The 24,793-nt window shown below is 62.4% G+C and carries 18 protein-coding genes and 1 pseudogene; 8 read left to right on the top strand and 11 right to left on the bottom strand.

The window, feature by feature from the left end; translation table 11 throughout:
* Nucleotides 1-15: 15 nt before the first annotated feature.
* The 4 genes from rfbC to B5E60_RS01685 are packed head-to-tail and all read left to right on the top strand — an operon-like array spanning nt 16 to nt 3,623.
* Complete coding sequence (gene rfbC, locus B5E60_RS01700) at nt 16-585, top strand: dTDP-4-dehydrorhamnose 3,5-epimerase (protein WP_087309163.1); 570 nt, start codon at nt 16-18, stop codon at nt 583-585.
* A gap of 3 nt (nt 586-588) precedes the next feature.
* Nucleotides 589-1,476 carry a dTDP-4-dehydrorhamnose reductase gene (gene rfbD / locus B5E60_RS01695; RefSeq protein ID WP_087309162.1) on the top strand — a complete coding sequence of 296 codons (888 nt, stop codon included), beginning with the start codon at nt 589-591 and terminating at the stop codon, nt 1,474-1,476.
* On the top strand, nt 1,473-2,621 hold the full coding sequence (locus tag B5E60_RS01690; protein WP_087309161.1) for a dTDP-glucose 4,6-dehydratase: 1,149 nt from the start codon (nt 1,473-1,475) through the stop codon (nt 2,619-2,621). The genes rfbD and B5E60_RS01690 overlap by 4 nt, the downstream gene beginning before the upstream one ends.
* 24 nt (nt 2,622-2,645) lie before the next feature.
* A complete protein-coding gene (locus B5E60_RS01685) occupies nt 2,646-3,623 on the top strand; it encodes a hypothetical protein (protein ID WP_087309160.1) in 978 nt (325 codons plus the stop codon).
* Between the two features lie 125 nt (nt 3,624-3,748).
* On the opposite strand, the gene B5E60_RS01680 is transcribed toward B5E60_RS01685, so the two are convergent.
* The 6 genes from B5E60_RS01680 to B5E60_RS01655 all read right to left on the bottom strand — a co-directional run bounded on the left by B5E60_RS01680 (nt 3,749) and on the right by B5E60_RS01655 (nt 9,924).
* Nucleotides 3,749-5,974, bottom strand: coding sequence for a glycoside hydrolase family 3 C-terminal domain-containing protein (locus B5E60_RS01680; protein ID WP_087309159.1), 2,226 nt, complete (start codon nt 5,972-5,974; stop codon nt 3,749-3,751).
* Nucleotides 5,975-6,233: 259 nt separating this feature from the next.
* On the bottom strand, nt 6,234-6,623 hold the full coding sequence (secG, locus tag B5E60_RS01675; protein ID WP_087309158.1) for a preprotein translocase subunit SecG: 390 nt from the start codon (nt 6,621-6,623) through the stop codon (nt 6,234-6,236).
* An 11-nt stretch (nt 6,624-6,634) separates the two neighbouring features.
* Nucleotides 6,635-7,111: a hypothetical protein gene (locus B5E60_RS01670; protein ID WP_087309157.1), complete on the bottom strand. Its 477-nt coding sequence runs from the start codon at nt 7,109-7,111 to the stop codon at nt 6,635-6,637.
* Between the two features lie 5 nt (nt 7,112-7,116).
* Nucleotides 7,117-7,641, bottom strand: coding sequence for an LptE family protein (locus tag B5E60_RS01665; protein WP_087309156.1), 525 nt, complete (start codon nt 7,639-7,641; stop codon nt 7,117-7,119).
* A 17-nt stretch (nt 7,642-7,658) separates the two neighbouring features.
* Nucleotides 7,659-8,999, bottom strand: coding sequence for a sigma-54-dependent transcriptional regulator (locus tag B5E60_RS01660; RefSeq protein ID WP_087309155.1), 1,341 nt, complete (start codon nt 8,997-8,999; stop codon nt 7,659-7,661).
* A 151-nt stretch (nt 9,000-9,150) separates the two neighbouring features.
* On the bottom strand, nt 9,151-9,924 hold the full coding sequence (locus B5E60_RS01655; RefSeq protein ID WP_087309303.1) for a hypothetical protein: 774 nt from the start codon (nt 9,922-9,924) through the stop codon (nt 9,151-9,153).
* 219 nt (nt 9,925-10,143) lie between these two features.
* On the opposite strand from B5E60_RS01655, the gene B5E60_RS01650 reads away from it, so the two are divergent.
* From B5E60_RS01650 to B5E60_RS01635, 4 genes are all read left to right on the top strand, one after another.
* Nucleotides 10,144-11,538: an arginine decarboxylase gene (locus tag B5E60_RS01650; protein WP_087309154.1), complete on the top strand. Its 1,395-nt coding sequence runs from the start codon at nt 10,144-10,146 to the stop codon at nt 11,536-11,538.
* Nucleotides 11,539-12,044: 506 nt separating this feature from the next.
* Nucleotides 12,045-13,508 (top strand): acyloxyacyl hydrolase, encoded by a 1,464-nt coding sequence (locus B5E60_RS01645; RefSeq protein WP_087309153.1) that lies wholly within the window; start codon nt 12,045-12,047, stop codon nt 13,506-13,508.
* A 154-nt stretch (nt 13,509-13,662) separates the two neighbouring features.
* A complete protein-coding gene (yihA, locus tag B5E60_RS01640) occupies nt 13,663-14,256 on the top strand; it encodes a ribosome biogenesis GTP-binding protein YihA/YsxC (RefSeq protein ID WP_087309302.1) in 594 nt (197 codons plus the stop codon).
* An 83-nt stretch (nt 14,257-14,339) separates the two neighbouring features.
* On the top strand, nt 14,340-15,281 hold the full coding sequence (locus B5E60_RS01635) for a ribose-phosphate diphosphokinase (RefSeq protein ID WP_087309152.1): 942 nt from the start codon (nt 14,340-14,342) through the stop codon (nt 15,279-15,281).
* Nucleotides 15,282-15,412: 131 nt separating this feature from the next.
* Here the strand turns inward: B5E60_RS01635 and B5E60_RS14130 are convergent, their stop codons facing one another.
* The 5 genes and pseudogenes from B5E60_RS14130 to B5E60_RS01615 form a co-directional block, all read right to left on the bottom strand.
* A complete protein-coding gene (locus B5E60_RS14130; protein WP_342394868.1) occupies nt 15,413-17,908 on the bottom strand; it encodes a hybrid sensor histidine kinase/response regulator transcription factor in 2,496 nt (831 codons plus the stop codon).
* A 346-nt stretch (nt 17,909-18,254) separates the two neighbouring features.
* A pseudogene (locus tag B5E60_RS14125) lies at nt 18,255-19,577 on the bottom strand (ligand-binding sensor domain-containing protein); the annotation flags it as partial.
* 406 nt (nt 19,578-19,983) lie between these two features.
* Entirely contained in the window at nt 19,984-22,596 is a 2,613-nt protein-coding gene (locus B5E60_RS01625) for a DUF4962 domain-containing protein (RefSeq protein WP_087309151.1), read from the bottom strand.
* Nucleotides 22,593-23,864, bottom strand: coding sequence for an MFS transporter (locus B5E60_RS01620; RefSeq protein ID WP_087309150.1), 1,272 nt, complete (start codon nt 23,862-23,864; stop codon nt 22,593-22,595). Before B5E60_RS01620 ends, B5E60_RS01625 begins: the two co-directional genes overlap by 4 nt.
* Nucleotides 23,861-24,793 (bottom strand): ROK family protein, encoded by a 933-nt coding sequence (locus B5E60_RS01615; RefSeq protein WP_087309149.1) that lies wholly within the window; start codon nt 24,791-24,793, stop codon nt 23,861-23,863. Before B5E60_RS01615 ends, B5E60_RS01620 begins: the two co-directional genes overlap by 4 nt.

Below are 24,793 nucleotides of genomic sequence, written 5' to 3'. Positions count from 1 at the left end.
ACATTCCTGTATGCCATGGAGGTAATCAAAACCGATATCGACGGGGTGGTCATCATCGAACCCCGCCTCTTCCGCGACGAACGCGGTTATTTCTTCGAATCGTTCTCGCAGCGTGATTTTCAGGAAAAGGTCTGCAACACACGCTTCGTCCAGGACAACGAGAGCAAGTCGACTTACGGCGTGCTCCGCGGACTGCACTTCCAGAAGCCGCCCCATGCGCAGTCGAAACTCGTACGGGTCATCCGGGGGGCCGTGCTGGACGTGGCGGTCGACATCCGCCGCGGCTCGCCGACCTTCGGGCGCCACGTCGCCGTTGAACTCTCGGGCGAAAACCACCGCCAGCTCTTCATCCCGCGCGGGTTTGCCCACGGATTCAGCGTCCTGACCGACGAGGTGATCTTCCAGTACAAGTGCGACAACTTCTATGCCCCGCAGTCGGAGGGAGCCCTGGCCTGGGACGACCCCGATCTGGGGATCGACTGGCGGATCCCGGCCGAACGGATCCTCCTCTCGGAGAAGGACCGTCACCACGACCGTCTGCGCGACGCCGGGTGGCTCTTTGACTACCACGAAAAACTCTATTGAGCGATGAATATACTCGTAACGGGCGCCAACGGCCAGTTGGGACGCGAAATGCAGCGTCTGGGAGCCGTTTCGCCCAACAACTACCTCTTTACGGATGTCGCCGAACTCGACATCACGGACCCGGAGGCCGTCCGCCGCTGTGTGACCGGAAACCGCATCGAGGCCATCGTCAACTGCGCCGCCTACACCAACGTCGAACGCGCCGAGGAGGACGAGGCTACGGCCGACCGGCTGAACCGCGCCGCCGTCGGGAATCTGGCCCGGGCGGCCGCCGAAGCCGATGCGCTGCTCGTCCACGTGTCGACGGACTACGTCTTCGACGGCTGCGCCTCGCTCCCCTACACCGAGGAGGACCCAACGGCCCCCCGCAGCGCCTACGGCCGCACGAAACTCGCCGGCGAAGAGGCCGTCCGGGCCTCGGGATGCCGCCATCTGATCCTGCGCACCGCCTGGCTCTACTCCGAATACGGAAATAACTTCCTGAAGACGATGCTCCGTCTGACGGCCGAACGCGAAACGCTCAACGTCGTCTTCGACCAGGTCGGGACGCCGACCTATGCCGGCGATCTGGCACTGGCCATCTTCTCGATCCTCGAGGGCGGCCTGGACCGCGGCCACGAGGGAACGTATCACTTCTCGGATGAGGGCGTCTGCTCGTGGTACGACTTCGCCGTGGAGATTGCCCGCGCTGCGGGCCACGACCGCTGCCGCATCTCGCCCTGCCGCACGGCCGACTACCCCACCAAGGCCGTACGCCCCGCCTTCTCGGTGCTCGACAAGGGCAAGCTCAAACGCACGTTCGGCATCGAGATCCCCCACTGGCGGGAGTCGATGTTCTACTGTCTGAAACGTCTGCAGGCCATGCAGAACCAACCCTCGGAACAATCATGAAACGAAACATCCTCGTTACGGGCGGCGCCGGATTCATCGGCTCGCACGTCGTCCGGCTGCTGGTCACGAAATACCCCGACTACCGCATCATCAACCTCGACAAGCTGACCTATGCCGGCAATCTGGCCAATCTGCGGGACATCGAACAGCGGCCGAACTACACCTTCGTCCGCGGCGACATCTGCGACTTCGAGGCTGTCAGCGAGCTGATGCGCCGCTGCGAGGTCGACGGAATCATCCATCTGGCCGCCGAAAGCCATGTCGACCGTTCGATCCGCGACCCGTTCACCTTTGCACGGACCAACGTCCTGGGGACCCTCTCGCTGCTCGAGGCGGCCCGCCGCTACTGGGAGTCGCGTCCCGAGCGATTCGAGGGCAAACTCTTCTACCACATCTCCACGGACGAGGTCTACGGGGCGCTGGAGCTGACCCACCCCGAGGGGATTGAACCGCCGTTCTCAACCACGGCCTCCTCCTCGGAGCACCACCTGGCCTACGGCGAGGAGTTCTTCCGCGAGACGACGAAGTACAACCCGCACAGCCCCTATTCAGCCTCCAAAGCCTCGAGCGACCACTTCGTCCGGGCCTATCACGACACCTACGGCATGCCGACCCTGGTGACCAACTGCTCGAACAACTACGGCCCCTATCAGTTTCCCGAAAAGCTGATTCCGCTCTTCATCAACAACATCCGTCACCGCCGGCCGCTGCCCGTCTACGGACGGGGCGAAAACGTCCGCGACTGGTTGTACGTCGAGGACCACGCCCGCGCCATCGACCTGATCTTCCATCGCGGCCGCGTGGCCGAAACCTACAACATCGGCGGTTTCAACGAGTGGAAGAACATCGACCTGATCCGGGTCGTCATCCGGACGGTCGATCGTCTGCTGGGCCGCCGCGAAGACGAGGACATGGATCTGATCACCTTCGTAACGGACCGTCCCGGCCACGACATGCGCTATGCGATCGATTCGTCGAAGCTGCAGCGCGAACTGGGCTGGGAACCCTCGCTGCAGTTCGAGGAGGGGATCGAGAAGACCGTGCGCTGGTATCTGGACAACCAGACCTGGATGGACAACATCACCTCGGGCGAGTACGGGAAGTATTACAAGAAGTATTACGACGAGATGTACCGGAACCGTTAGTTTTCCCGACCAATATCCGCAAGCATGAAATTCCGCTCCGTGCACGAGATCCATCAACTGATCCGGGACAAAAGGCGTCACCAGGACCATATTCGGGCCGAGATCTCCAACCAATACTATCAAGCCTCGGACAGACCGCTCGATCCGCACCGGAGGATGGTCATCCTGATGATCGACGGCCACACGCTGCATGGCGGAATGGCCGACCGCATCCGCGGCTGTCTGGGGATCTACGCCCTGTGCAAAAAACGAAATATCCCGTTTCGCATCAACTGGTGCTATCCGTTCGACCTGCGGCTGTTTCTGGAGCCCGGCAGCTACGACTGGCGGATCGATCCCCGGCAGATTGTCTACGAAACCCCCTATTCGCAACCCGTGGCACGCTATACGTTCGATCTCCCCGGCGAGGAGTTCTGGGACAAATGCGCAGTCGCCCGGCAGCTGCGCTCTGACTCCCACACGCAGTATCACCTCTACACCAACACGATGCTCTGCCGCAAGGCGTGGAGCCGATCTTTCGGTGAACTCTTCAAACCCTCGCCGCTGCTGCAGCAGGCCATCGACAAGAACCGCAGCGAGCTGAACGGCCCCTACGTCTCCTTCACGCTCCGGTTCCAACAGCTGCTGGGCGACTTCAGGGAGGGGCCCTTCCCGGTGCTGGAGGAACCCGAACGGGAGCGACTCATCGAAAAGTGTCTGGACAAACTCGCGGAGCTGATCAGCCGCGTGCCCCAATCCCGCCGCATTCTGGTGACCTCCGACAGCATCACGTTCCTCAACCGCGTCCGGCAGCTGCCCCGGACCTACGTCATCCCCGGGGAGGTGGCCCACATGAATTATCCGGGCGAGAGTCAGGTCTTCCTGAAATCGTTCCTCGACTTCTACCTGATCATGGGGGCCGAAGAGGTTCATCTGCTGCAGACCGGACAGATGTACCGAAGCGGATTCCCGCAGTTCGCCGCCGAAATCGGCCGCAAGCCCTTCATCGTGCACACCTTCTGAGCCCATTCGGGCAGGCGGGCGGGAGGACTTCCCTCCCGTTCGGTGCTCCGCAACAAAGACGCGGGCCCCGCAAATCCGATCGGATTGCGGGGCCCGCCGTTTCTGCGGCCAAAAGCCGCAAAGGGTTACTCGAGCGTAAACTCCACCTGACCGCGGATATCATCCGAGGCAGCTCCCACATAGGCCGTGAAGCGTCCCGGTTCAGCCACCCACTGTCCCTTCGTGTCGTCGTAGTAACGCAGCGCCTCGGGGGCAATTTCAAACGTGACGGTCCGCGTCTCGCCCGGGGCCAGCTGCACCTTCTCGAAGCCCTTCAGCTCCTTCACGGGGCGCGGCAGCGACGACTCCTCGTCTCCGATATAAAGCTGGACCACCTCGGCGCCCGCCCGATCGCCCGTATTGGTCACATCGGCCATCACGTGCAACACGCCCTTCGACGTCAGCGTCGTACGGTCGGCCTTCACGTTGCCGATCTCGAAGGTCGTATAGCTCAGGCCGTGGCCGAAGGCAAACAGCGGACGGATCGCCTTCGTATCGTGCCAGCGGTAACCGACCAGAATGCCCTCGTTGTAGCGGACCGAATCGCCGCCCGGGAATTCGCCCACGGCATGCGCCGCATTGTCCTCCAGCCGGACGGGGAAGGTGAAGGGAAGCTTGCCCGACGGATTCACCCGTCCGAAGAGCACGTCGGCCAACGCATGTCCCGTTTCCGAACCCGAGAACCAGGCCTCCAGAACCGCCGGAACCCGATCCAGCCACGGCATGGCCACGGCATTGCCCGAAACCAGCACGACGGTCAGATGGGGATTGGCCGCCGCAAGGGCCTCAATCACCCGATCCTGCGCGTAGGGCAGCCCGTACTGCCGACGGTCGGTGCCCTCGCAGTCCTGACAGGCGCTCTTGTTCAGTCCGCCCACGAAGATCACCGCATCGGCCCGCTTTGCCGCCTCAACGGCATCGGCAATCAACTGCTCCTCGCTGCGCGTTTCGGAGAGGTCCTGGCCCGTCTCGACGCCGTTGTAGGAACCCGTCGGATCACCCACGTATCCGCGTTCGAAGGTCACCTCACAGCGATCGCCCACCGCCTCGAGGATCCCCTCCATCGGCGTATATTCGTGGCGCACCTTCAGCGACGAGGAGCCCCCGCCGACGGTCATCATCTTCACGGCGTTCTCCCCGACGACCAGCAGCCGCTTCACCGCCACGGAATCCAGCGGAAGCTCCCCGCCGTCGTTCTTCAGCAGCACCATGCCCTCGCCGGCAATCCGCCGGGCCGCGGCCAGATGCTCCGGAGAGTTCAACGACCCGAAGGGCTTGTGCGTATTCATCGCCGTGCGGAAGTTCAGCCGCAGCACCCGGCGCACCTTGTCATCCAGCGTCGCCAGATCGGCCTCGCCCCGGCGCAGCATCTCCAGGTAAGGGAATGCCAGATAGTAGTTGTCGTAGGCGTTGCGCGTTCCGGCCCGCAGTCCGTCGGTTCCGGTGCCGAACTCGAGGTCCAGTCCGTTCTCGGCCGACTGTTTCGTGTCGTGGGCTCCGCCCCAGTCGGAGATCACCGCTCCGTCGAAGCCCCACTCACCTTTCAGAATGTCGTTGAGCAGGTATCGGTTGTGGCAGCAGTGCTCCCCCCAGTATTTGTTATAGGCACCCATCACCGACCAGGCTCCGCCCTGCCTGACGGCCGCCTCAAAGGCCGGAAGGTAGATCTCGCGAAGCGCCCGGTCATCCACAACCACATTCACCGAGTGGCGGCGCGTCTCCTGATTGTTGAGCGCAAAGTGTTTCACGCAGGCCGCCACGCCGTTCTTCTGCACCTCGCGGACATAGGGAACCACCATCCGCGAGGCCAGGTAGGGATCTTCGCCCATATACTCGAAATTACGACCATTCAAGGGGGTGCGGTAGATGTTCACGCCGGGACCCAGCAGCACATCCTTTTCGCGGTAGCGGGCCTCCTCTCCGATCGAACGGCCGTAGAGGGCCGCCATGCGGGGATTCCACGTCGCGGCCAGGCACGTCAGGGCCGGAAATGCCGTACAGGAGTCATTCGTCCAGCGGGCCTGGTTCCATTCGTCCCACAGCACCTCGGGGCGGATTCCGTGGGGGCCGTCCGTACACCAGAGTTCCGGAATGCCGAGTCGCGGCACTCCCGCCGACGAGAATTTCGACTGTGCGTGCAGCACGGCCACCTTCTCTTCGAGAGTCATGCGGGAAAGAGCGTCTTCGATCCGCTCTTCCAGCGGGAGGTTCTCATTCAGGTAGGGGGCTACCGTGGTCGAAGAGCCCCCGTTTCCGGCGCAACCCGCAAAAAGCAGCAACACCGGGACCGTTTTCAAAAAGTTCAGGTTCATCAGGATTATGATTTGAGCAATGAATGATTAAGTACAAAGATAATAAATTAATAAATAGCGCGGCAATGCCTACACGAAAAACCGGTATTTATCGGATTATTCGAACAAAAAAAAGATCGCGGTTTTCACCACGATCTTTTCAGATTTTCCTTTCGGGATTTCAGGTCCCGGTTTTTCAGGGTTTCAGGTCCCGTTCGTACACAATTCTTAACGGAGGCTCTCGATTAGGCGTCCATTCCTCCCCCCCCGTCGGCCCGGACTACTTGGAAGGCTGGGCGGCAGGCGTCTCGGCAGGCGCCTCCGTCGTCGACTCGGCGGCCGGGATCTCGGCCTGCGGCATTGCGGCCGGAGCCTCCGTCTCAAGCATCCGCTCCTGAAGAGCCTTGGCATCCTTGGCAATCTCCGAGTTGCTCTCGGCAACCTTCGTGCTGTCCATGGCCAGCGTGGCTACCAGACTCAGCACCACAATGGCAATGGCCATCGCCCAGGTGAACTTCTCCAGGAAGTGCGTCGTCTCACGGACACCCATCACCTGGTTCGAGGCTCCGAAGTTGGCGGCCATACCGCTCTTGGGGTTCTGCACCAATACCGCGAGGATAACCAGAACACTCGCAATGAGGATCAGCGCAATGCAAATCGTGTATAACATATCATCAAATTTTAATTATTGTTCTGCGTTTTGCGAATTAACTCGGCAAAGTAAACACTTTTTTCGGGATTTAGCAAACTTAATTTGCGATAAATCGCTGCGGCCCGCTCCCGAAGCCCCTGCGAAAGATAAATTTCGGCAAGTTCCTCGCTGACAACCTCGTCGTCATCGTCCAGATCGGGCTGCAGACGCACCTCCACCTCGGGTTCGTCGTCTCGCGCCACGATACGCAGGTCCCGCTCCTGAAGGAACGTGTCGATGATCTCCTCCGAGGTGCGTCGGAGCAGCGCCCCGGCATCCACCCGCTCGCCGCACAGCGAACTCTCCGCACGCCACGGCGCCATCAGCTCCACCCGCGGGTCCATCCCGCCCCGCTCCGCAGCGCGAAGCACCCGCAGCGGCATGAACCACGGCACGGCCGCCACGGCGGCATCCAGTCCGCCCTGCGCCGCGGCCGCTTCGATGAGATATTGCTTCAGATCCGCCATCCCGGTTACCAGTTGGAGGCCGAAGCCTGGAAGATGTCGGTTACGATCTTGTCGACAATCTCGGGAATGAGCGTTCCCTCGACCTCGGTCAGCAGCTGCGTCGATTCGTAATCCTCGTAGGCCGAGAAGGTACGGTTCCACGACGCCTTCTCGTCAAGGGCATTCGTGAAGCGCACCTTGACGGTGATCGTCAGGCGGTTCAACAGCGCGTAGTCGTCGCTCGAGACCGACGAGGTGGTCGAGGTATAGTTCGTGATCTCACCCTCGAAGGCAAAGTCACCCCCCTCGTCGACCTGCATGAGCCGCGTCCGCCGCGAGAACATGTCGACCAGCGCGTCGGTGAGCGTCGAGCTCAGGATCGGCGAGACCATCGTGGCGTTGTTCGGGAAGTAGGCCACCGAGAAGGTCTTCGCATCGGGCGGAATCGAGGCGCCCGACAACGAATATTTGATCGACACGCCGCACGCCGTCAGCAGGCACACGCCCGCGGTCGCCAGGAAGAGTTTCAGATTTCTGTGTTTCAGTTTCATTTCGCGGTATTTGGCGGTCAGACATCCTCGATGCCCAACTCCTTGATTTTACGATACAGCGTCCGTTCGGACATGAACAACTCCGCAGCGGCTTCGCGACGGCGTCCGTTGTTGTGCTTCAGGGCGCGGATGATCTGCTCGCGCTGCATGTCGGCCTTGGTCTTCTCGCGGGGCGGTTCGTCGGTCACCTCCTCGCTCTCGGCATAGACCGGCGCCGAAGGCTGCGCGTCGGCCGCCCCCACCGTCGGTCCGCAGGGCTGGCCCGTCGAGGGGCCGCAGGGCTGGCCTGCCGTGGGTCCGTAGCCCGGCGCCACCTGATGGCCGTAGGCTCCCGGGGTCTGCACCGCCGGAACGTAACGCCCCGGGGTCGTGGTCGGAAGCAGCGCCCGGATATCGCGGACCGGTTCCGAAGCCGCCACTCCGCCGTTGCGGAGCAGTTCGGCCATCATGCGCTTCAGGTCGTTGATGTCGGCCCGCAGATCAAAGAGCACCTTGTAGAGCAGTTCGCGTTCGGTGGACATCGTCTGATCGTCCATGCGCGGGGCGCCGGCCGCCGCCATGGTCGAGGTCCCCTCCTGCGGCGGCAGGTATTTGACCAGCACCTCGGGGGTGATGACCCGCACCTGTTCGATGGCCGAAATCTGCTCGGCGACGTTCTTCAGCTGGCGGATATTGCCCCGCCAGTAGTAGCTCTTCAGCATATCGCGTGCCGCATCGTCGAGCGTCACGGCCGGCATGCGGTACTGCACGGCCACGTCGGCCGCAAACTTGCGGAACAGCAGCGGAATGTCGTCCGGACGTTCGCGCAGCGCCGGAACCGTGATGGGAACCGTCGCCAGGCGGTAGTAGAGGTCCTCGCGGAAGCGGCCCGCGGAGATGGCCTCCGGAAGGTTGACATTCGTGGCCGCCACCACCCGCACGTTGGTCTTCTGAACCTTCGACGACCCCACGCGGATGAATTCGCCCGTCTGCAGCACGCGCAGCAGACGCGCCTGGGTCGAGTGCGGAAGTTCGGCCACCTCGTCCAGGAAGATCGTCCCGCCGTCGGCCTCCTCGAAGTACCCCTTGCGCGCCTCGACGGCCCCGGTGAAGGCCCCCTTTTCATGCCCGAAGAGTTCGGAGTCGATCGTCCCTTCGGGGATGGCCGCGCAGTTGACGGCGATATATTTATTGTGTTTGCGCGCAGAGTAGGCGTGGATCACCTGCGGAAAGAACTCCTTGCCCACGCCGCTCTCTCCGGTGACCAGAACCGTCAGGTCGGTCGGCGCAACACGCAACGCCACCTCCAGCGCCCTGTCCAGCAGGGGCGAGGTGCCAATGATGCCAAAGCGTTGTTTTACGGTGGTTATTTCTGTCATTTTTCAGTCTGTTCGGGCTATTCAATCTGTCAAAAACATCCGAATCAAGTCGGATTCCTTCCCCCTCCCGACTCGGGTTTATTCGGTCCCGGCAGCGGCTTCACGCCCGCAGCACGTTATTCGGCACCTGGTGTCCCCCCCCGCACGGAGTTTATTCAGCCCCGGCAGCGGCCTGCGGCGCCTCGTCGGTCGAGACGGCCGGCAGTTCGATCACTTCGGTCTCCGCCTGCTTCTCGCGCGCATCGTTCCAAAGCCCGAAGGCAATGGCCCCCAACGCCAATACCGCCACAACGACCCCGATCCAGATGAACCAGTCGGCCCGCCGACGCGGCGGCCGGTCGACATAGGTGTAGGCATCGGTATTCTTCGGCGGCTTGCCGTAGCGCAGCCCCCGCACCGACGGATCGGGATTCATCTTCGCCGAACGCGACACATGCGGTTCGGTAAAGGCCGTGCGCACCGCCTCGGCCACCCGTTCGGGATGGACATGCGCGGCATGAGGCGTCTTGCGTCCGTCAGCCGGGGTTTCACGCCCCGAAGCCTCGGACGCCGATCCGGCAGGCTCCGCTCCGGCCGCAGCCGGTGTCAAACCCGTCGCCGGTGATTCGGCAGGGCGCGGCTCGTAATGGAAGGCGATCGTTCCGTTGGGACCGGGTTTCAGGGTTCCGAACCCCTCGAGCCGGTACTCCTCGCCATGCTCCACGGCGTGGCGAACCTCGAAAACCAGCCGGTCGATCTCCCCGGCAGCCTCCAGATCACCCATCCCCTGCTCGCGCAGCAGGCCCCGCAGCACACCGTCGTCCCGCTTGAGCAGCTCCGAAAACAGGATGCTTTGCCCCGGCTCCTTGACGATGAACGCCCCGAGCTGAGGTATGACGAGCCGCTTGTGCGACTCCAGATATTGTGTGAGAACAGCTATCAACACGATCGAATGCAGCTTTGAATCCGGCTCCAAAAATACCCTTTTTCAGAGAAAAAAGCAAAATATGACCCGGTTTTTCAAAATATTCGGACAAAGTGTTGGTTAAAAGAAAAATATTCACCTACTTTGCATCCCGAAATTTTGGAAAATCCAATCGAGCTACTTCCGCCATATTTTCGCCATGTAGCCGAGCCGGATTGTCGAAAAGCCCCTGAACCGACCATGAAAGACAAGTACATCGACCTGATCGAACAGTCGTTCGATTTCCCGCAGGATGAGTTCTCCGTCGAGGACAACGAGCTCAATTTCCACGACATCCCCCTCATGGAGATCATCAAACAGTACGGAACCCCGCTCAAGATCACCTACCTGCCGAAGATCTCCCAGCAGATCAACCGCGCCAAACGCATGTTCAACGTGGCCATGGCAAAGGTCGACTACAAGGGCTCCTACAACTACTGCTACTGCACCAAGTCGAGCCACTTCTCCTTCGTGCTCGAAGAGGCCATGAAGAACGACATCCACCTGGAAACCTCCTCGGCATACGACATCCACATCATCAACGCCCTCTACGACAGCGGAATCATCGACAAGGACCGCTACATCATCTGCAACGGCTTCAAACGCCCGCAGTATGTCGAAAACATTGCCCAGCTGGTCAACGACGGATTCACGAACACCATCCCCGTGCTGGACAACAAGGAGGAGCTCGACCTCTTCGAGGATGCCTTCACCAAAAAATGCAAGGTCGGCATCCGCATCGCCTGCGAGGAGGAGCCCAAGTTCGACTTCTACACCTCGCGACTCGGTATCCGATACAACGACATCGTCGCATTCTACAAGTCGAAACTCAAGAACAGCAAGAAATTCCAGCTCAAGATGCTCCACTTCTTCATCAATACGGGCATCAAGGACACGGCCTACTACTGGAACGAGCTGTCGAAGTGCATGAACGTCTACTGCGAACTGAAGACCATCTGCCCCGAACTGGACAGTCTGAACATCGGCGGAGGTTTCCCGATCAAGAACTCGCTCAACTTCGAATACGACTACGAATACCTCACCGAGGAGATCGTCGCCCAGATCAAGAACATCTGCCAGCGAAACGGAATCGAGGAGCCGAACATCTTCACCGAATTCGGATCCTTCACCGTCGGCGAAAGCGGCGCCGCCCTCTACTCGATCGTCAACCAGAAGCAGCAGAACGACCGTGAAAACTGGTACATGATCGACTCGTCGTTCATCACCACGCTGCCCGACACCTGGGGTATCAACCAGCGCTATATCATGCTGGCCATCAACAACTGGGACAAGGAGTACCAGCGCGTGCTCCTCGGCGGTCTGACCTGCGACAGCGAGGACTTCTACAACTCCGAGTGCCACTCGAACGCCATCTTCCTCCCGAAACTCGAACCCGGCAACACCCAATACATCGGCTTCTTCCATACGGGAGCCTACCAGGAGTCGCTCGGCGGTTTCGGCGGCATCCAGCACTGCCTGATCCCCGCCCCGAAGCACATCGTCATCGACCGCGACAAGTCCAACAACGAGTACTACACGCGTCTGTTCGCCAAGGAGCAGTCCTACCGTTCGATGCTCCGCATCCTGGGCTACTGACCCGGGGCCCGCAAGAGGTGGGCCTGAGGGGGGGGGCTGCAGGGACCAGGCAAGAGAGAGCCGGGAGAGGCCACGGGAGAGAGGACCGGGAGAGGCCACGGGAGAGAGAACCGGAGAGGCTACGGGAGAGAGAGCCGAAGAGGCCACGGGAGAGAGAGCCGGGAGAAGCCACGGGAGAGAGCCGGGAGAGAAACCTGGAGAGAGACCGCAACCGAAGGAGATCAAAAAAGACTAAAGGAGCCTACAAGCCTCCCGAAAGCAACAAACCGGCCGCTCCAACCCTTGGGAAAAATCCCGGACGCGGAACGGGGAAAAGACCAAGTGCCTCCCCGGAAGACAAACCGGCCGCTCCAACCCTTGGGAAAAATCCCGGACCCACAAAACGCAAAAAACCAAGGCCCTGCTTTCAATCGGAAACAGGGCCTTTTTCATTTTTACATTCCCCGCAGAGCCGGAATGGAGAAAAAATTCGTATCTTCGACGACAAAAAACGCATCCGACCTGCCATGAACCGATCCCTCCGACGCCGAATCCTGTTGCTCCTGACCGGAGTGATCGCATGCGGTGCGGGCTTCGCCCGGGGACAAAATCCCGGCACGGAGTGCGATTCACTCAAGGAATGCCAAAACGCCTACGAAGCAGGATATCGAGCCGGTTATGAGGCCGGATACCGGGCCGGCCGGGCCGAAGGCGGCAGCACCGCTCCGAACGGACAAACCGGACTCCGGACCGGCAACCAAACCGGCAAAAACAGCCCGCTGCGCTTCGGGAACACCTCGACAAACCGTTTCGGTGCGGAGCGTCGGAACCTCGGTCAAAAGGCTTTTGCCGATGACAACACCTCCGGACGCCGTTTCATGCACCGTCTCGGAGCCGAATTCCGCCCCGAGTACATCTTCCCGACCAATCCCTTCCTGCGGGGTGAAAACAACACCGGACTCCCCATTGACCTCGCCCTCTCGGGACACCTCCGCTATGCGTTCCAGTTCCGCCCCGGGTCGACCCCCGACCGCATCTACGGCGGCGCCTATCAGGGTCTCGGCGTGGCCTACTACGACTTCCAGCGCCCCGATGAACTGGGCAATCCCGTGGCCCTGTACCTCTTCCAGGGGGCCCGCATCGCACGGCTGGCTCCGCGGCTGACCTTCGACTACGAGTGGAACTTCGGTCTCTCGTTCGGCTGGCAGCCCTACGATCTCAACACGAACCCCAACAACAAGATGATGGGGTCGAAGATCAACGCCTACCTCAACGTCGATCTGCTGCTCCGCTGGCGCATCCTGCGCGAGGTGGACCTCACGGCCGGCGTGGCCCTCACCCACTTCTCCAACGGAAACACCAAATACCCGAACGCCGGGCTGAATTCGCTCGGCGGACGCATCGGACTGACCTGTAATTTCGGACGCCTCTCGCCAGAAACCACTCCCCGGACACTCGGTCCCGCCTTCCCGCGCCACGTGAGCTATGATCTGGTCCTCTTCGGGTCGTGGCGCCGCAAGGGAATCGAGGTCGGCGACAAGCAATATGCCGCCCCGGATGCCTACACAGTCGTGGGATTCAACTTTGCGCCGATGTACAACTTCGGCTACAAGTTCCGCGCCGGCGTCTCGCTGGACGGCGTCTATGACGGCAGCGCCAACGTCATCGCGGCCTCCTCGATCGAACAGCTCGGTTCGACGGCCGAGATCGAAACCGTCAATCCGGGATTCGACCGCCAGATCGCCCTCGGGATTTCGGCCCGCGGCGAGTTTGTCATGCCCTATTTCAACATCGGCATCGGATTGGGTGTCAACGTCCTGCACAAGGGCGGCGACCTCAGGTCGTTCTACCAGATGCTGACCCTCAAGGTTGCCGTCACCCACAGTTCGTTCGTCCACATCGGCTACAGCCTGCGCGACTTCCACATGCCCAACTTCCTGATGCTGGGCGTCGGATACCGCTTCAACAACAAATATCCGCGCCACCGCTGACGCCGGCGGGGCGAAAGACGGAGAACGGCGGCCGAGAGACGGAGAACGGCGGGCTGAACCGATGCCCCGGCAAATGCCTGCTCACGAAGGGTTCGCGACCCGAAATTTGGTGATCCCCGTGACAAACACTATCTTTGCCGAAAAAACCGGACCGATGCAAATCTCGAAAGCCGAATTCAAATGCTCCTCCAAGCGGATCTCCCAGGTCCCCAAGGACAATCTGCCGGACATCGCCTTCATCGGACGCAGCAACGTCGGCAAATCGTCGCTGATCAACCTGCTGACCGGCCGTCAGGGGCTGGCCAAAGTCTCCGGAACACCCGGCAAAACGCGTCTGATCAACCACTTCCGGATCAACGACTCGTGGTATCTGGTCGATCTTCCGGGATACGGTTACGCCCGCACGTCGAAGCTCCAGCGCGGCGAATTCTCGCGCATCATCACCGATTACGTCCTGCGCTGCGAAAAACTGCACTACCTCTTCGTGCTGGTCGACATCCGGCTCGAACCCCAGCGCATCGACCTGCGCTTCATCGAGATGCTCGGCCAGAACGGCGTCCCCTTCGGCATCATCTTCACCAAGATCGACAAACTCTCCAAAACCCAGCGCGAAAAGAGCATCGAACGTTTCCGAAAGGCCCTCGCCGAACAGTGGGAAGAGTTGCCTCCGATGCTGGTCAGCTCCTCCGAACAGGGGCTCGGACGCGACGAAATTCTCGATTTCATCGACTCCTGCCTGAAAGTTTAACATTTGTTGAAAAATAGCGCCCCCCGCGGCGCATTTTTTCATCCTATTATCCTATCTTTGCATCGTCAAAATCCTCGTAACCTATGGCTATCCACAAAATCAAAATCTTTTCCGGCCGCGGTTCGGAGTATCTCGCCAAGAAAATAGCCGCCAGCTTCGGCACGACTCTCGGTCAGGTCGAAGTCCTGCGCTTCAGCGACGGCGAATTCCAGCCCTGCTACAACGAATCGATCCGTGGCTGCACGGTATTCATCATCCAGTCGACCTTCCCGCCCTCGGACAACCTCATGGAACTGCTCATGATGATCGATGCCGCACGCCGCGCCTCGGCCTACAAGGTCGTTGCCGTGATGCCCTACTTCGGCTGGGCCCGTCAGGACCGCAAGGACCGTCCCCGCGTGCCGATCGGAGCCAAACTGGTAGCCAACCTCCTGATGGCCGCCGGTGTCGACCGCGTCATGACGATGGATCTCCACGCCGATCAGATCCAGGGATTCTTCGACGTCCCCGTGGATGCCCTCTACGCCAGCGGTATCTTCGTCCCCTACATCAAGAGCCTCAACATCGAGGACCTCTCGATCGCCGCGCCCGACATGGGCGGCGCCAAACGGGCCAACACCTATGCCAAACACCTCGGTACGCCGATCATCATCTCCCACAAGGAGCGCGCAAAGGCCAACGTCGTGGGCAAGATGACCGCCATCGGTGAGGTCGAGGGCCGCAACATCCTGATCGTCGACGACATGATCGACACCGCCGGCACGATCTGCATGGCCGCCGACATGCTCATGTCGCGCGGTGCGAAGAGCGTGCGCGCAGCCATCACCCACCCCGTGCTGTCGGGTCCCGCCTACGAGCGTATCAACGACAGCGCCCTGGAGGAGGTGATCGTCACGGATACCATTCCGCTCAACCCCGACAAGGATCTGCACAAGTTTACGGTGCTGTCGGTGGCCGACATCTTTGCCGACGTCATCGAACGCGTCCACAACTACAAGGAGATCTCCTCGATCTTCTTCAAATAGGCCGCCCCGAAAGGCTCCGGCCCGAAAACGAAAAGCCCCCGGCGACAGACTGTCGCCGGGGGCTTTTTTAACGCAGATCCCATCCGACTGGAATTACTCCGCCGACCCCGGGCAAGCCGCGGACCGAAAAGCTATTTCTCCCGGTTTTCACGGTTTTCACGGTTTTCACGGTTTTCACGGTTTTCACGGTTTTCACGGTTTTCACGGTTTTCGCGGCTCTCCTGCCCGGAGCGGCCGGTTTCACGTCCGTCACGCCCGTCGCGGCTCTCCTTGTCCCGATCGCCGCGCGTGCGGGCCCGAACATACTCCGTCGGCAGACACCCGACATGCTTCTTGAAACTCGTGGCAAAATACGACGGCGAATTGAAGCCCACCATCGAACTGATCTCCGCAATCGAATATTTACGCTCCAGCAGCAACTGGCAGGCCCGATTGAACCGAATCTTGCGAATGAATTTCGTGGCCGACTCGCCCGTAATGGACTTCATCTTCAGGTGAAGGTTCGAACGACTCATACACAGGGCCTTGCTGAAATCGTTCGACGAAAACTCCTCGTTGTCCAGATTCTCCTCGACGATGCGGATCGCCTTCTTGAGGAACTCCCCGTCCATCGAATTGGAGGTAATCTTGTCGGGATCGATCTCCGCATCGTCCGAATAGTGGTGCCGCATCCGGTAACGGGCCTTCAGCAGGTTCTGGACCTTGGCCGCCAACAGCGTGATCGACAGCGGCATCGGCAGGTAACTGTCCGCTCCGGCCTCGATACCCGTGATCTGCTCCTCGAGGCCCCCATCGGGAGCCAGCATCACCACCGGGATATGGCACGTGCGGATGTTCTGCTTCACCGTCTGACAAAGCTTCAGTCCGTCGACCCCCGGCAGCATCCGGTCGGCAATGATCAGATCGGGCTCAAGACTCTTCAGCTGCTCCAGCGCCTCGTTTCCGTCCGATACCGTAACGACCCGATAGTGCTGGCGGAAATAATCCGCCACGTAACGCGCCACCTCGGCATCCGCTTCGGCAACGAGAATCGTCCCGCGCGTCTGGGCATCGGACTCCTCCGCCGGAAGCGGACTCCCGTCGACACCCAGCCACGCCTCGGGCAGCGACTTCCCCGCATCACGGATGATCGATCCCCGAATGTCGTTCTCCCGGGCCCGCTTCTCGGCCGGATAACTCTCCAGATCGTCCGACAGCGTAATGGTGAACTCCGTGAAACGGCCGGGTTCGCTGCTCAGCGTGACGCTTCCCTGGTGGAGTTCAACGATCCGATGGACGATCGAAAGGCCGATCCCCGAACCCGACGAGGATTCGTCGCCCTGATAGAAACGCTCGAAGACGTGTGCCTGCTGCTCGCGCGTGATGCCGATACCGTTGTCGCGCACCTGGATGCGGAAACACCCCTCGCCGCGTTGCAGCGTCACACGGATGATCCCGCCGTCGGGCGTGAACTTGAAGGCGTTCGAGAGCAGATTCGTCAGCATCATCTCGAGGAACATCCGGTCGACGGGCAGCGCCTCGCCCTTGAGGTCCGAACTGAGGATATAATCCATGTCCCGGTTCTGGGCCGCCTCCTCGAACAGCGAGAAGACCTCCGCCACGATGGCATCCACGTCCTGAAGCGCCACCCGCATGCGGAAAACGCCGAGCTCGGCCTTGCGGTAATCCAGCATCTGGTTGACGATATGCAGGAGTTTCAGGCTGTTGCGGCGGATATAGTCCAGACGCGAGGCGACGTATTTGTCCGACGTGCCGTGGTCGCGGATCTCCTGCAGCGGCGAGAGGATCAGCGTCAGCGGCGTGCGCAGTTCGTGCGAAAGGTTGATGTAGAAGCGGATCTTCTCCTGGCTCAGCTCCTCGATGGACTCCTTTTCGAGGCGCTCCATCTGCAGCTGCACCTTCATCCGCATACGCCCGGCAATGGCGGCAATCACCCCGCCGACGGCGCCCAGCGCCAGCAGCACCCACAGCAGCCGGGCCGCCAGCGTCTGCCACCACATCGGCAGCACGCGGATGGCAACCGTTGCCACCTCGTCGCTCCAGCGGCCGTCGTTGTTGGCCGCACGCACCCGGAAAAGGTAGTGTCCGGGCTTGAGGTTCGAGTAGTTGGCCTCCAGATGCGAGGTCTCGTACCACCGCGTATTGAATCCCTCGAGTTTGTAGGCGAAGGTATTGCGCCCGCCGGCCAGCGGATTGACCGCCACGAACTGGATGGTGAAGATGTTGCGGATCGACGGAAAGGCCGCCCGCACAACCTGACCCACCGAATCGCGTTCGATCCGCACGCGGCGGTCTCCCTCGGCATCGGTCACCACGACATCCGTGATCCGGGCCACGGGGGCAAAGGGGTTGTCGACCAGTTCGTGAGGCCGGAACCAGGTGATGCCGCCCAGTCCCCCGAACCAGATGGCCCCGTCACGGCTGCGGCAATAGGCATAGGGGGTGAACTGGTTGTTGGCCAGGCCGTCGCGCAGCGTGTAGTTGCGGAACGTCTCCTTCTGAATGTCGAAACAGGCCAGTCCGGCGTTGGTCGAGATCCAGAGACGCGAAAGTTCGTCCTCCAGAATACCGTAAACGACGTCGTTGGGAAGTCCGTCGGCCACCGCATAGCGTCTGAATCCGGGCATCTTCGACCGAAAGCGGTAGAGCCCCTGCCGGGTACCGATCCAGATATCGTGGTGCGAATCCTCCGTAACGCTCATGATTACGACCTCCTGCAGTCGGGGGGGGGGTAAATTCAGCCTCCGCGGTGGTCAGATCGCAGGCGATGACCCGTCGCTGATCCGGTTCCCAGCGATAAAGTCCCGCCTGGGTGCCGATCCATACGCGCTGCTGCGAATCGCGGAAGAGCGTCGTGACGGGCAGCATCCCCAGCCGGGGTTCGAGGTCCGCGCAGGGATGGGGCCGGAAGCGTCCCGTTGCCGGATCGAACAGCAGCAGGCCGTTGAGCGTCCCGACCCACAGCATCCCGTCGTCGTCCTTGAGCAGGGCGTAGCAGCTGTTGTTGATCGGGATCGAGGCGTTGACCGGATAGTGGTGCGTGCGCCGGGTCGACGTCTCCATGCGGGTGAGTCCGCCGGCATGGGTCCCGATCCAGAGGCGGTCGGGGCCGTCGGGCAGGATGCACTTGACGTTGTTCGAGAGCAGCGAACCCGAGGCCACGTTGAACTCCTCGAAGCGGCCCGTACGGCGGTCATACCGGTTCACGCCGTCGTCGTTGGTGCCGATCCAGAGGCTCTCGGCCGAAGGATCCTCGACGATGCAGCTCACCGTATTGTCACCCAGCGAATTGCGCGCCGGATCGTGGCTCAGCACCCCGAAGCGCCGGGCCAGCGGATGGTAGTAGCTCACACCGCCGTAATAGGTGCCGAGCCACACGCCGCGCTGGCTGTCGATGAAGATCGCCCGGATGGAGTTGTGGCTCAACGATCCGGGGCGGGAGGTGTAGACATACTTGTCGAAACGCCCCGTACGGGGATCGAGAATCGAAAGTCCGTCGAAGGTGCCGATCCAGAGACGCCCCTCGGAGTCGCGGCGCAGCACGCGGATATAGTCCGAAACAAGTCCCGGATTCCGTGCCGCCGAATAGCGTTCGACCACCTGCAGATGGGTATCCAGCCGGTAGAGGCCGTTGCCGTGGGTGGCGACCCAGTAGCCGCCGTCGGCGGCCACGATGCTGGCCACGTCGAAGCGGGCCATCTGCGGAAGGACGCGGATGGCATTGCCGTAGGTCGACGAGTAGGTGTAGACGCCGTCGGAGGTGCCGACCAGAAAGCCGTCGGGCGAGGGGCAGATCGTATGGACGCTGATCCCCTTCAGGTAGGTGCGGATCTCAAGCCGGCGGCTCCGGCGGTCGAACAGCACGATTCCCAGATCGGTGGCCAGCAGCAGATTGCCGTCCCCCTGCCGGGCAATGTCCGAGACCTGCATGCGGTAGCCGTCGAGGCGGAAATTCTCGAAACGCTGCGTCGAGGCGTCGTAACACGAAAGTCCCGAAGAGGTGCCGATCCAGAGATAGCGGCCTTCGCTGAGCAGGGCGCTGATCGCATTGTCGTCGAGGCTCTGCGGATCCTCCTCGACATGACGGTAGACGCGGAAGGTGTAGCCGTCGTAACAGTTCAGACCGTCCTGCGTTCCCATCCAGATGCGGCCCAGCGGATCCTGAGTGATGGCCAGTACGGTCGACTGCGAGAGGCCGTCGTTGACCGAGAGGGTTCGGAATTCGATGGCTCCGAAGAGCGGGAAGGTCGACAGAAGCAGGAACAGCGTGAAGAACGTATGTCGAAATCCAACCATGGGCGTAGTAGCGTAACCGAATTTGCAGGAGATAAAGATACGATTTTTTTCGCAAACGCCGTCGGCCGGATGGCTATTTTCGGCGTGCAGGCACCGGCTTTCCGCTCCCGGGGCTGTTGTCCGGCCGTACCGGCCGGGCAACAAAAAGGCCGACCGACGCGGCGGCGGAGCCGATCGGCCTTTCGGAAATCGGGACGGGACGGAAAACCGACCCTCCTTCGGATCGTACCGGAGAGCAGAGCAGCGACGCACCCTTCTCCACGCACACGGGCAGCCAGCGCATCGAAGCCGGCACCGTATCGACCACTTCGCGGGCGGTCAGCGCACCGAAGCCGGCACCGTATCGACCACTTCGCGGGCGGTCAGCGCACCGAAGCCGGCACCGTATCGATCAGTTCGCGAGCGGTCAGCGCACAGAAGCCGGCACCGTATCGACCAGTTCGCGAGCCGGAACCCCCGGGCGGAGAATCAGCGTACTGCCGGCAACGGTCGACGCCCCGGTATTGTAGCGCACACCGTTTCCGCGGCGGTCGGTCACCTCGAGGCGGGGCTGCCGGCTGCCGTCCAGTTCGGCCCGGACGGTCCACTCCCCGACGCGGATCGTTCCGTCGGCACGCCGCTTGAGTTCCAGCGGCTGCGCCCCTTCGGGCGTGATGCGGAAGATGGCCAGGAAACGCTGCGTGCGGCTCCGCCCCTCTGGGGTGAACTCCGAATGCCACTGCCGGGCATACTCCAGTACGCGGCCGTCGGGGCCCGTACGGCGTTTCCAGTTGATGGCCGGCGAGAAGAACTCGTCGGTGATGCGCAGCTGCGTCGGTTCCGCGGTAAAGAGGTCCATCCGTCCGGTAGCTCGGCCGTTCGTCGTCTCGACGGCCGCAGCTCCGCAGCGCGTCAGGCGGTTGTTGCCGTGCAGCAGCCAGGTCCACGTGACGGGTTGGCGGGCCGCCAGATCATCGTAGATGACAATCACGTCGGGGCGCAGGAAGAGGAAGTGACGCCGGAAACGGGTCACGCCGGGATCGCCGAGGCCGTTCTCACGCGTATACGCAACGCCGGATTTCTCCATGCGGTCGATCCAGAACGGCGTGCGGATCGAGTCGTAGGCGTGCGAGGCATCGCCCAGCGTGTAGGTCAGCGCCTCGGTGTCGGCAAAGCGCGCCAGCCATCCGTAGCCGTTCTCGCCGATGACCTGCGCCAGGCTGTCGATGAGCAGCGTATTGTGGCCCCGCGTGCGGTAGTGCAGCAGCGTGTGGCGGTCGTTGAAGTTCGAGTAGTAGCCCGTACCGCCGAAGAGCGGCCGCCCGCCGTAGTTGATCGTGAAGCCGTTGTGGGCGGCGTGGGCGTGGCCCGTCGAGCCGAACGGAAGGGCGAAGAAGGCCGCCATCAGATCGTCCCCGGCATCGGCCGGATCGGTATGCATGAGCGAGAAGCCCGCATCGGGGAAGAAGCGCGACGTATTGCGTACGGGAGGCTCCGGCGCCACGCAATCACGCGGTTTGTCCGTCAGGATGCGGTAGAGCATGAAGCCCTTCGAGCGGTAGAGGTTCGCCGGATCCGCACCGATCAGCCGGTCGGCATACCAGCGTGCCAGCGGGCTGTGCGTCTCGCGGGCCAGCGCATCGGCAAAACCCATGTAGAGCTGTGTCGGCGAGGTCATCTTCTCGTAGTCGTCGCCGAACCCCGTGGCGTAGGAGTCCTTCGGGAAGGAGTAGGCCAGGAACGAAGTCAGGTTGCGGTACCACGGCAGCGCGAAGAAGTCGCTCCCCGTGAGCCGCGAAAGGACGAACGGCACGTAGATGAACGTCACCAGATTGGCCTGCATGTAGCTGCTGCCGTCGTGCCAGCCGCCGTCGTCGCCCCCCAGGATCGGGAAGCGGCCGCACCACACCTCGTAGCAGTAACGCAGCCACCGCTCGGCCTCGGGCAGGTCGCCCAGCGTGGCAAGGGCCGTGAAGAGAAAGTTGCGGAACGTATGCTGCCAGACGTGGTTGTCCATCGAATGGCACTCGAAATCGCGCACATACTGCCGGTAGAAGCGTTCGCCCCGCACGCGGATCGCCTCCAGCACGGCGGCCCGTTCGTCGTCGGTCATCCGTTCGCAGGCCGTGTCGTAGCCGAAGGCCAGTCCGTACATGATGGCCGAGCGGTTGAAATCCTCCGACGTGGCGTCGCTGTCGACCGGCAGCGAGGCCACATAGCGCGCATGGCGCACCACGGCCGTACGCCACGCCTCGTCACCCGTCAGCAGCCACGCCAGCGAGAAGTCGACGATCGGCTGGGTCACCACCTCGCCGAACTTGTGGTACATGAAGTTGATGAGCGAGCGTTTCTGGAAGGGGCTCATGCCCGTCGTGTCGCGCGGCCGCGTCGGGGCCACCGGAACGGGCTCCATGTCGATCCGGCGACGAGCCCGGGTGAGGAACTCCTGCGCCTCGGGATTCGCCGCAGAGCGGCGGCGCAGAGCCCCGATGCCGTCCGCCGTCACGTAGAGGCGCGGATGCGACTGCGCGGCAAGGCGCTGTACGAGTTCGTCGCCCGTCGGGGTGGCGAAGCGTCGCGCCGAGTCCGCGACGACAAATTCGCACGCTGCGGAGCGTTGCGGTGCCCCCTTCCGGGTGAAGGTCGTCACCCGCCACCAGTAGCGGCCCGGCGCGAGCGGACGGTGAAGCGCCCAGACGGCCCACGGCTGTTCGCTGGTGAGGGTCTGCGCGGCCGGAAACTCCGGCGACGGGGAGAGTTCGATCCGGTAGCCCGTCACGTCGTCACCGCCCGCGGGCCAGAGCAGCGCCGGCGGGTTCTGCGTCACGGGAACGCCGCCGGCGGGTTGCATCCACTGCCGGTAGCGGGGCCTCAACGCCTGTTTGTCGAGGTGCTGTTCGGCCGGAAGCCACTCCCCTTCCGCAGACGGAGCTGCGGAGGCGGGGCGTCGACCGGCCGGATGCCGCGTTTCGGCCGGGAGTTGTGTCGGGACGGCCGCGGCGGTCAGCAGCACGGCGGCCAGCGTCACGATTCGGTTCATGATCGGTTCTTTTTATTATGGAAAAGCTCACGCAGCGAGCAGCGTTTGTTGTCGACCAGCGGCCGGGCCCAGAAGGCGATGCCGACGATATAGGCGATCGTCACGCAGACGAACAGCAGCGCCAGGCGCAGCCCCACCAGATCCCCCAGCCAGCCGACAATCAGCGGACCGAGGGCTCCGCCGGCAATACCCGTGCAGAGGATGCCGGCAAACGAACCGTGGTAACGGTCGACGGAGTTCAGCGCCAGCGACATGACGATCGAGAACATCACCGAGATGGAGAATCCCACGGCCGGGAAGGCCACCAGCGCCACCCCGGCACTTCCGAAGAGCGCCGCCAGCAGCGAAGCGATGGCCAGCACGCCGGCCACCTTCAGCACGTCGCGCGCATCCCAGAGTTTCAGGGCAAAGAGCCCCACCAGGCACCCCACGGACATGTAGCCCCAGAAGCGTCCGACGGTCGGGGCGCCGACCGTCTGCGGATCGAGGCCGTGGTACTGCCGCAGGAACTCCGAGATCCAGTTGGCCACGCCCTGTTCCGAGGCCGTATAGCAGAGCATGCCCAGGAAGAAGAGGTAGACCCGAGGATTCTTCAGCAGCTCCCGGTAGGAGTGCAGACCGCCGCTGCGTTCGCTCTCCTGCAGCTCCAGCCGCGGGAAGCGGACCGCCAGCACCACGACGATCACCGCCACCAGGATCACGGCAAAGAGCCAGTAGAGCGAAACCCACGGCAGCGAGGCCGGAGTCAGCGACTGCAGCCAGCCCGTCAGGCCGTGGAGCGTCTCGCCCGAAGTGAGGCGTGCGACCAGCCGTGCGTAGACCAGCGGGCTGACGAACGACGCCGCCCCGAAGACCAGCTGGCCCATGACCGAAAAGAAGGCGAAGTTCTCCTCGCCGCCCGCCACGCGGGTCAGCGGGTTGATCGTCGTCTGCAGCATGGCCATGCCCAGTCCGATGGTGAACGACGAGGCCAGCAGCACCGGGAAGGTCGGCACAAGGGCAAAGAGCAGCGACCCGACGAGCGGCAGCGCAAAGCCCGCCGTGAGGACCGTCTTCTGGCTGAAGCGTTCGATCAGCAGCCCCGAGGGGATCGACATGATGCCGTAGGCCACGAAAAACGACGTCGGGATGAAGCCCGCCAGCGCAAGGTGCTGCAGGTGGAAGTTGTCGATGATGTCGGGGATCAGCGGTCCGATGATGTTCGTGATGAACGAAATGACGAACCAGAAGAGCATGATCAGCCCCACCAGGGCGTAGCTGCGTCTCATCGTTGCGCCCCCTCCCCGAGGATCAGCCCCGCGGCACCGAGGCTTCCGGCCCGGTTGCCCAGCTGCGCGGGAACAATCTCAGTCTCCCCGCCGCAGACGGCCATCACCTGGCGGCGAACCCCCTCGCGCAGGTGCTCGAAGTAGAATTCGCCCGATTCCGAAATGCCGCCTCCGACGACGACCCGTTGCGGTGCGAAGAGGTTGATCATCGAGGCGATGCCGTGCGAGAGGTACATCCAGTGCTCCTCCAGAGCCTGAACCGCCGCCGGATCGCCCGCTCCGTAGCGGCGCACCACCTCGCGGCCGTCGGCCTGCGACGCGCCGCTCAGCGCGCAGTAACGCGCCACCAGCGCCGCCGTCGAAGCGTAGTGCTCGAGGCACCCCACCCCGCCGCAGGCACACCGTTCGCCGTCGCACTTGACCGTGATGTGGCCCATCTCCATGCCGCGGTTGCGGTAGCCGCGGAAGAGCCGCCCGCCGATAAGCACGCCACAGCCGATGCCGGTCCCCACCGTCACGAAGACCACGTCCGTCGCACCGCGCGCCGCACCGTAGAGCGTCTCACCCCATGCCATGGCGTTGGCGTCGTTGCAGGCTGCACAGCGCATTCCCGTCGCCCACTCGATCCGATCCGCCAGGGGAAGGTTCTCCCACCCCGCGATGTTCTCGGCACCGCCCAGCACCGTGCGGCCGTCGTCCGAGACCACTCCGGGGGTTCCGATCCCCACGCCGTCGGGCGTCAGCCCCTCGCGTGCGGCAAAGGCCCGGCAGGCCTCAACGCCTCCCAGGATGGCATCCAGAACCGCTTCGGCACCCTCCGCAGCCCGGGAGCCATGCTCCCCGGCGTAGAGGATCCGCCCCGAAGCGGCGACCAGGGCATACTTCACCGAAGTGCCGCCCAGGTCGATTCCTATGGCATGACGTTCCAT

It is taken from the genome of Alistipes sp. An116, assembly GCF_002161005.1.
In the GTDB taxonomy this organism is placed as follows: Bacteria; Bacteroidota; Bacteroidia; order Bacteroidales; family Rikenellaceae; genus Alistipes; species Alistipes megaguti.
The sequence above is the reverse complement of the archived record's forward strand: the minus strand, read 5'-3'. Positions and strand labels throughout refer to the sequence as shown.

What these genes read in the sequence shown, in the direction of transcription:
- rfbC (WP_087309163.1), top strand. Translation starts at nt 16, where the DNA reads ATGGAGGTAATCAAAACCGATATCGACGGGGTGGTCATCATCGAACCC.
- rfbD (WP_087309162.1), top strand. Translation starts at nt 589, where the DNA reads ATGAATATACTCGTAACGGGCGCCAACGGCCAGTTGGGACGCGAAATG.
- B5E60_RS01690 (WP_087309161.1), top strand. Translation starts at nt 1,473, where the DNA reads ATGAAACGAAACATCCTCGTTACGGGCGGCGCCGGATTCATCGGCTCG.
- B5E60_RS01685 (WP_087309160.1), top strand. Translation starts at nt 2,646, where the DNA reads ATGAAATTCCGCTCCGTGCACGAGATCCATCAACTGATCCGGGACAAA.
- B5E60_RS01680 (WP_087309159.1), bottom strand. Translation starts at nt 5,974, where the DNA reads ATGAACCTGAACTTTTTGAAAACGGTCCCGGTGTTGCTGCTTTTTGCG.
- secG (WP_087309158.1), bottom strand. Translation starts at nt 6,623, where the DNA reads ATGTTATACACGATTTGCATTGCGCTGATCCTCATTGCGAGTGTTCTG.
- B5E60_RS01670 (WP_087309157.1), bottom strand. Translation starts at nt 7,111, where the DNA reads ATGGCGGATCTGAAGCAATATCTCATCGAAGCGGCCGCGGCGCAGGGC.
- B5E60_RS01665 (WP_087309156.1), bottom strand. Translation starts at nt 7,641, where the DNA reads ATGAAACTGAAACACAGAAATCTGAAACTCTTCCTGGCGACCGCGGGC.
- B5E60_RS01660 (WP_087309155.1), bottom strand. Translation starts at nt 8,999, where the DNA reads ATGACAGAAATAACCACCGTAAAACAACGCTTTGGCATCATTGGCACC.
- B5E60_RS01650 (WP_087309154.1), top strand. Translation starts at nt 10,144, where the DNA reads ATGAAAGACAAGTACATCGACCTGATCGAACAGTCGTTCGATTTCCCG.
- B5E60_RS01645 (WP_087309153.1), top strand. Translation starts at nt 12,045, where the DNA reads ATGAACCGATCCCTCCGACGCCGAATCCTGTTGCTCCTGACCGGAGTG.
- yihA (WP_087309302.1), top strand. Translation starts at nt 13,663, where the DNA reads ATGCAAATCTCGAAAGCCGAATTCAAATGCTCCTCCAAGCGGATCTCC.
- B5E60_RS01635 (WP_087309152.1), top strand. Translation starts at nt 14,340, where the DNA reads ATGGCTATCCACAAAATCAAAATCTTTTCCGGCCGCGGTTCGGAGTAT.
- B5E60_RS14130 (WP_342394868.1), bottom strand. Translation starts at nt 17,908, where the DNA reads ATGCCCGGATTCAGACGCTATGCGGTGGCCGACGGACTTCCCAACGAC.
- B5E60_RS01625 (WP_087309151.1), bottom strand. Translation starts at nt 22,596, where the DNA reads ATGAACCGAATCGTGACGCTGGCCGCCGTGCTGCTGACCGCCGCGGCC.
- B5E60_RS01620 (WP_087309150.1), bottom strand. Translation starts at nt 23,864, where the DNA reads ATGAGACGCAGCTACGCCCTGGTGGGGCTGATCATGCTCTTCTGGTTC.
- B5E60_RS01615 (WP_087309149.1), bottom strand. Translation starts at nt 24,793, where the DNA reads ATGGAACGTCATGCCATAGGAATCGACCTGGGCGGCACTTCGGTGAAG.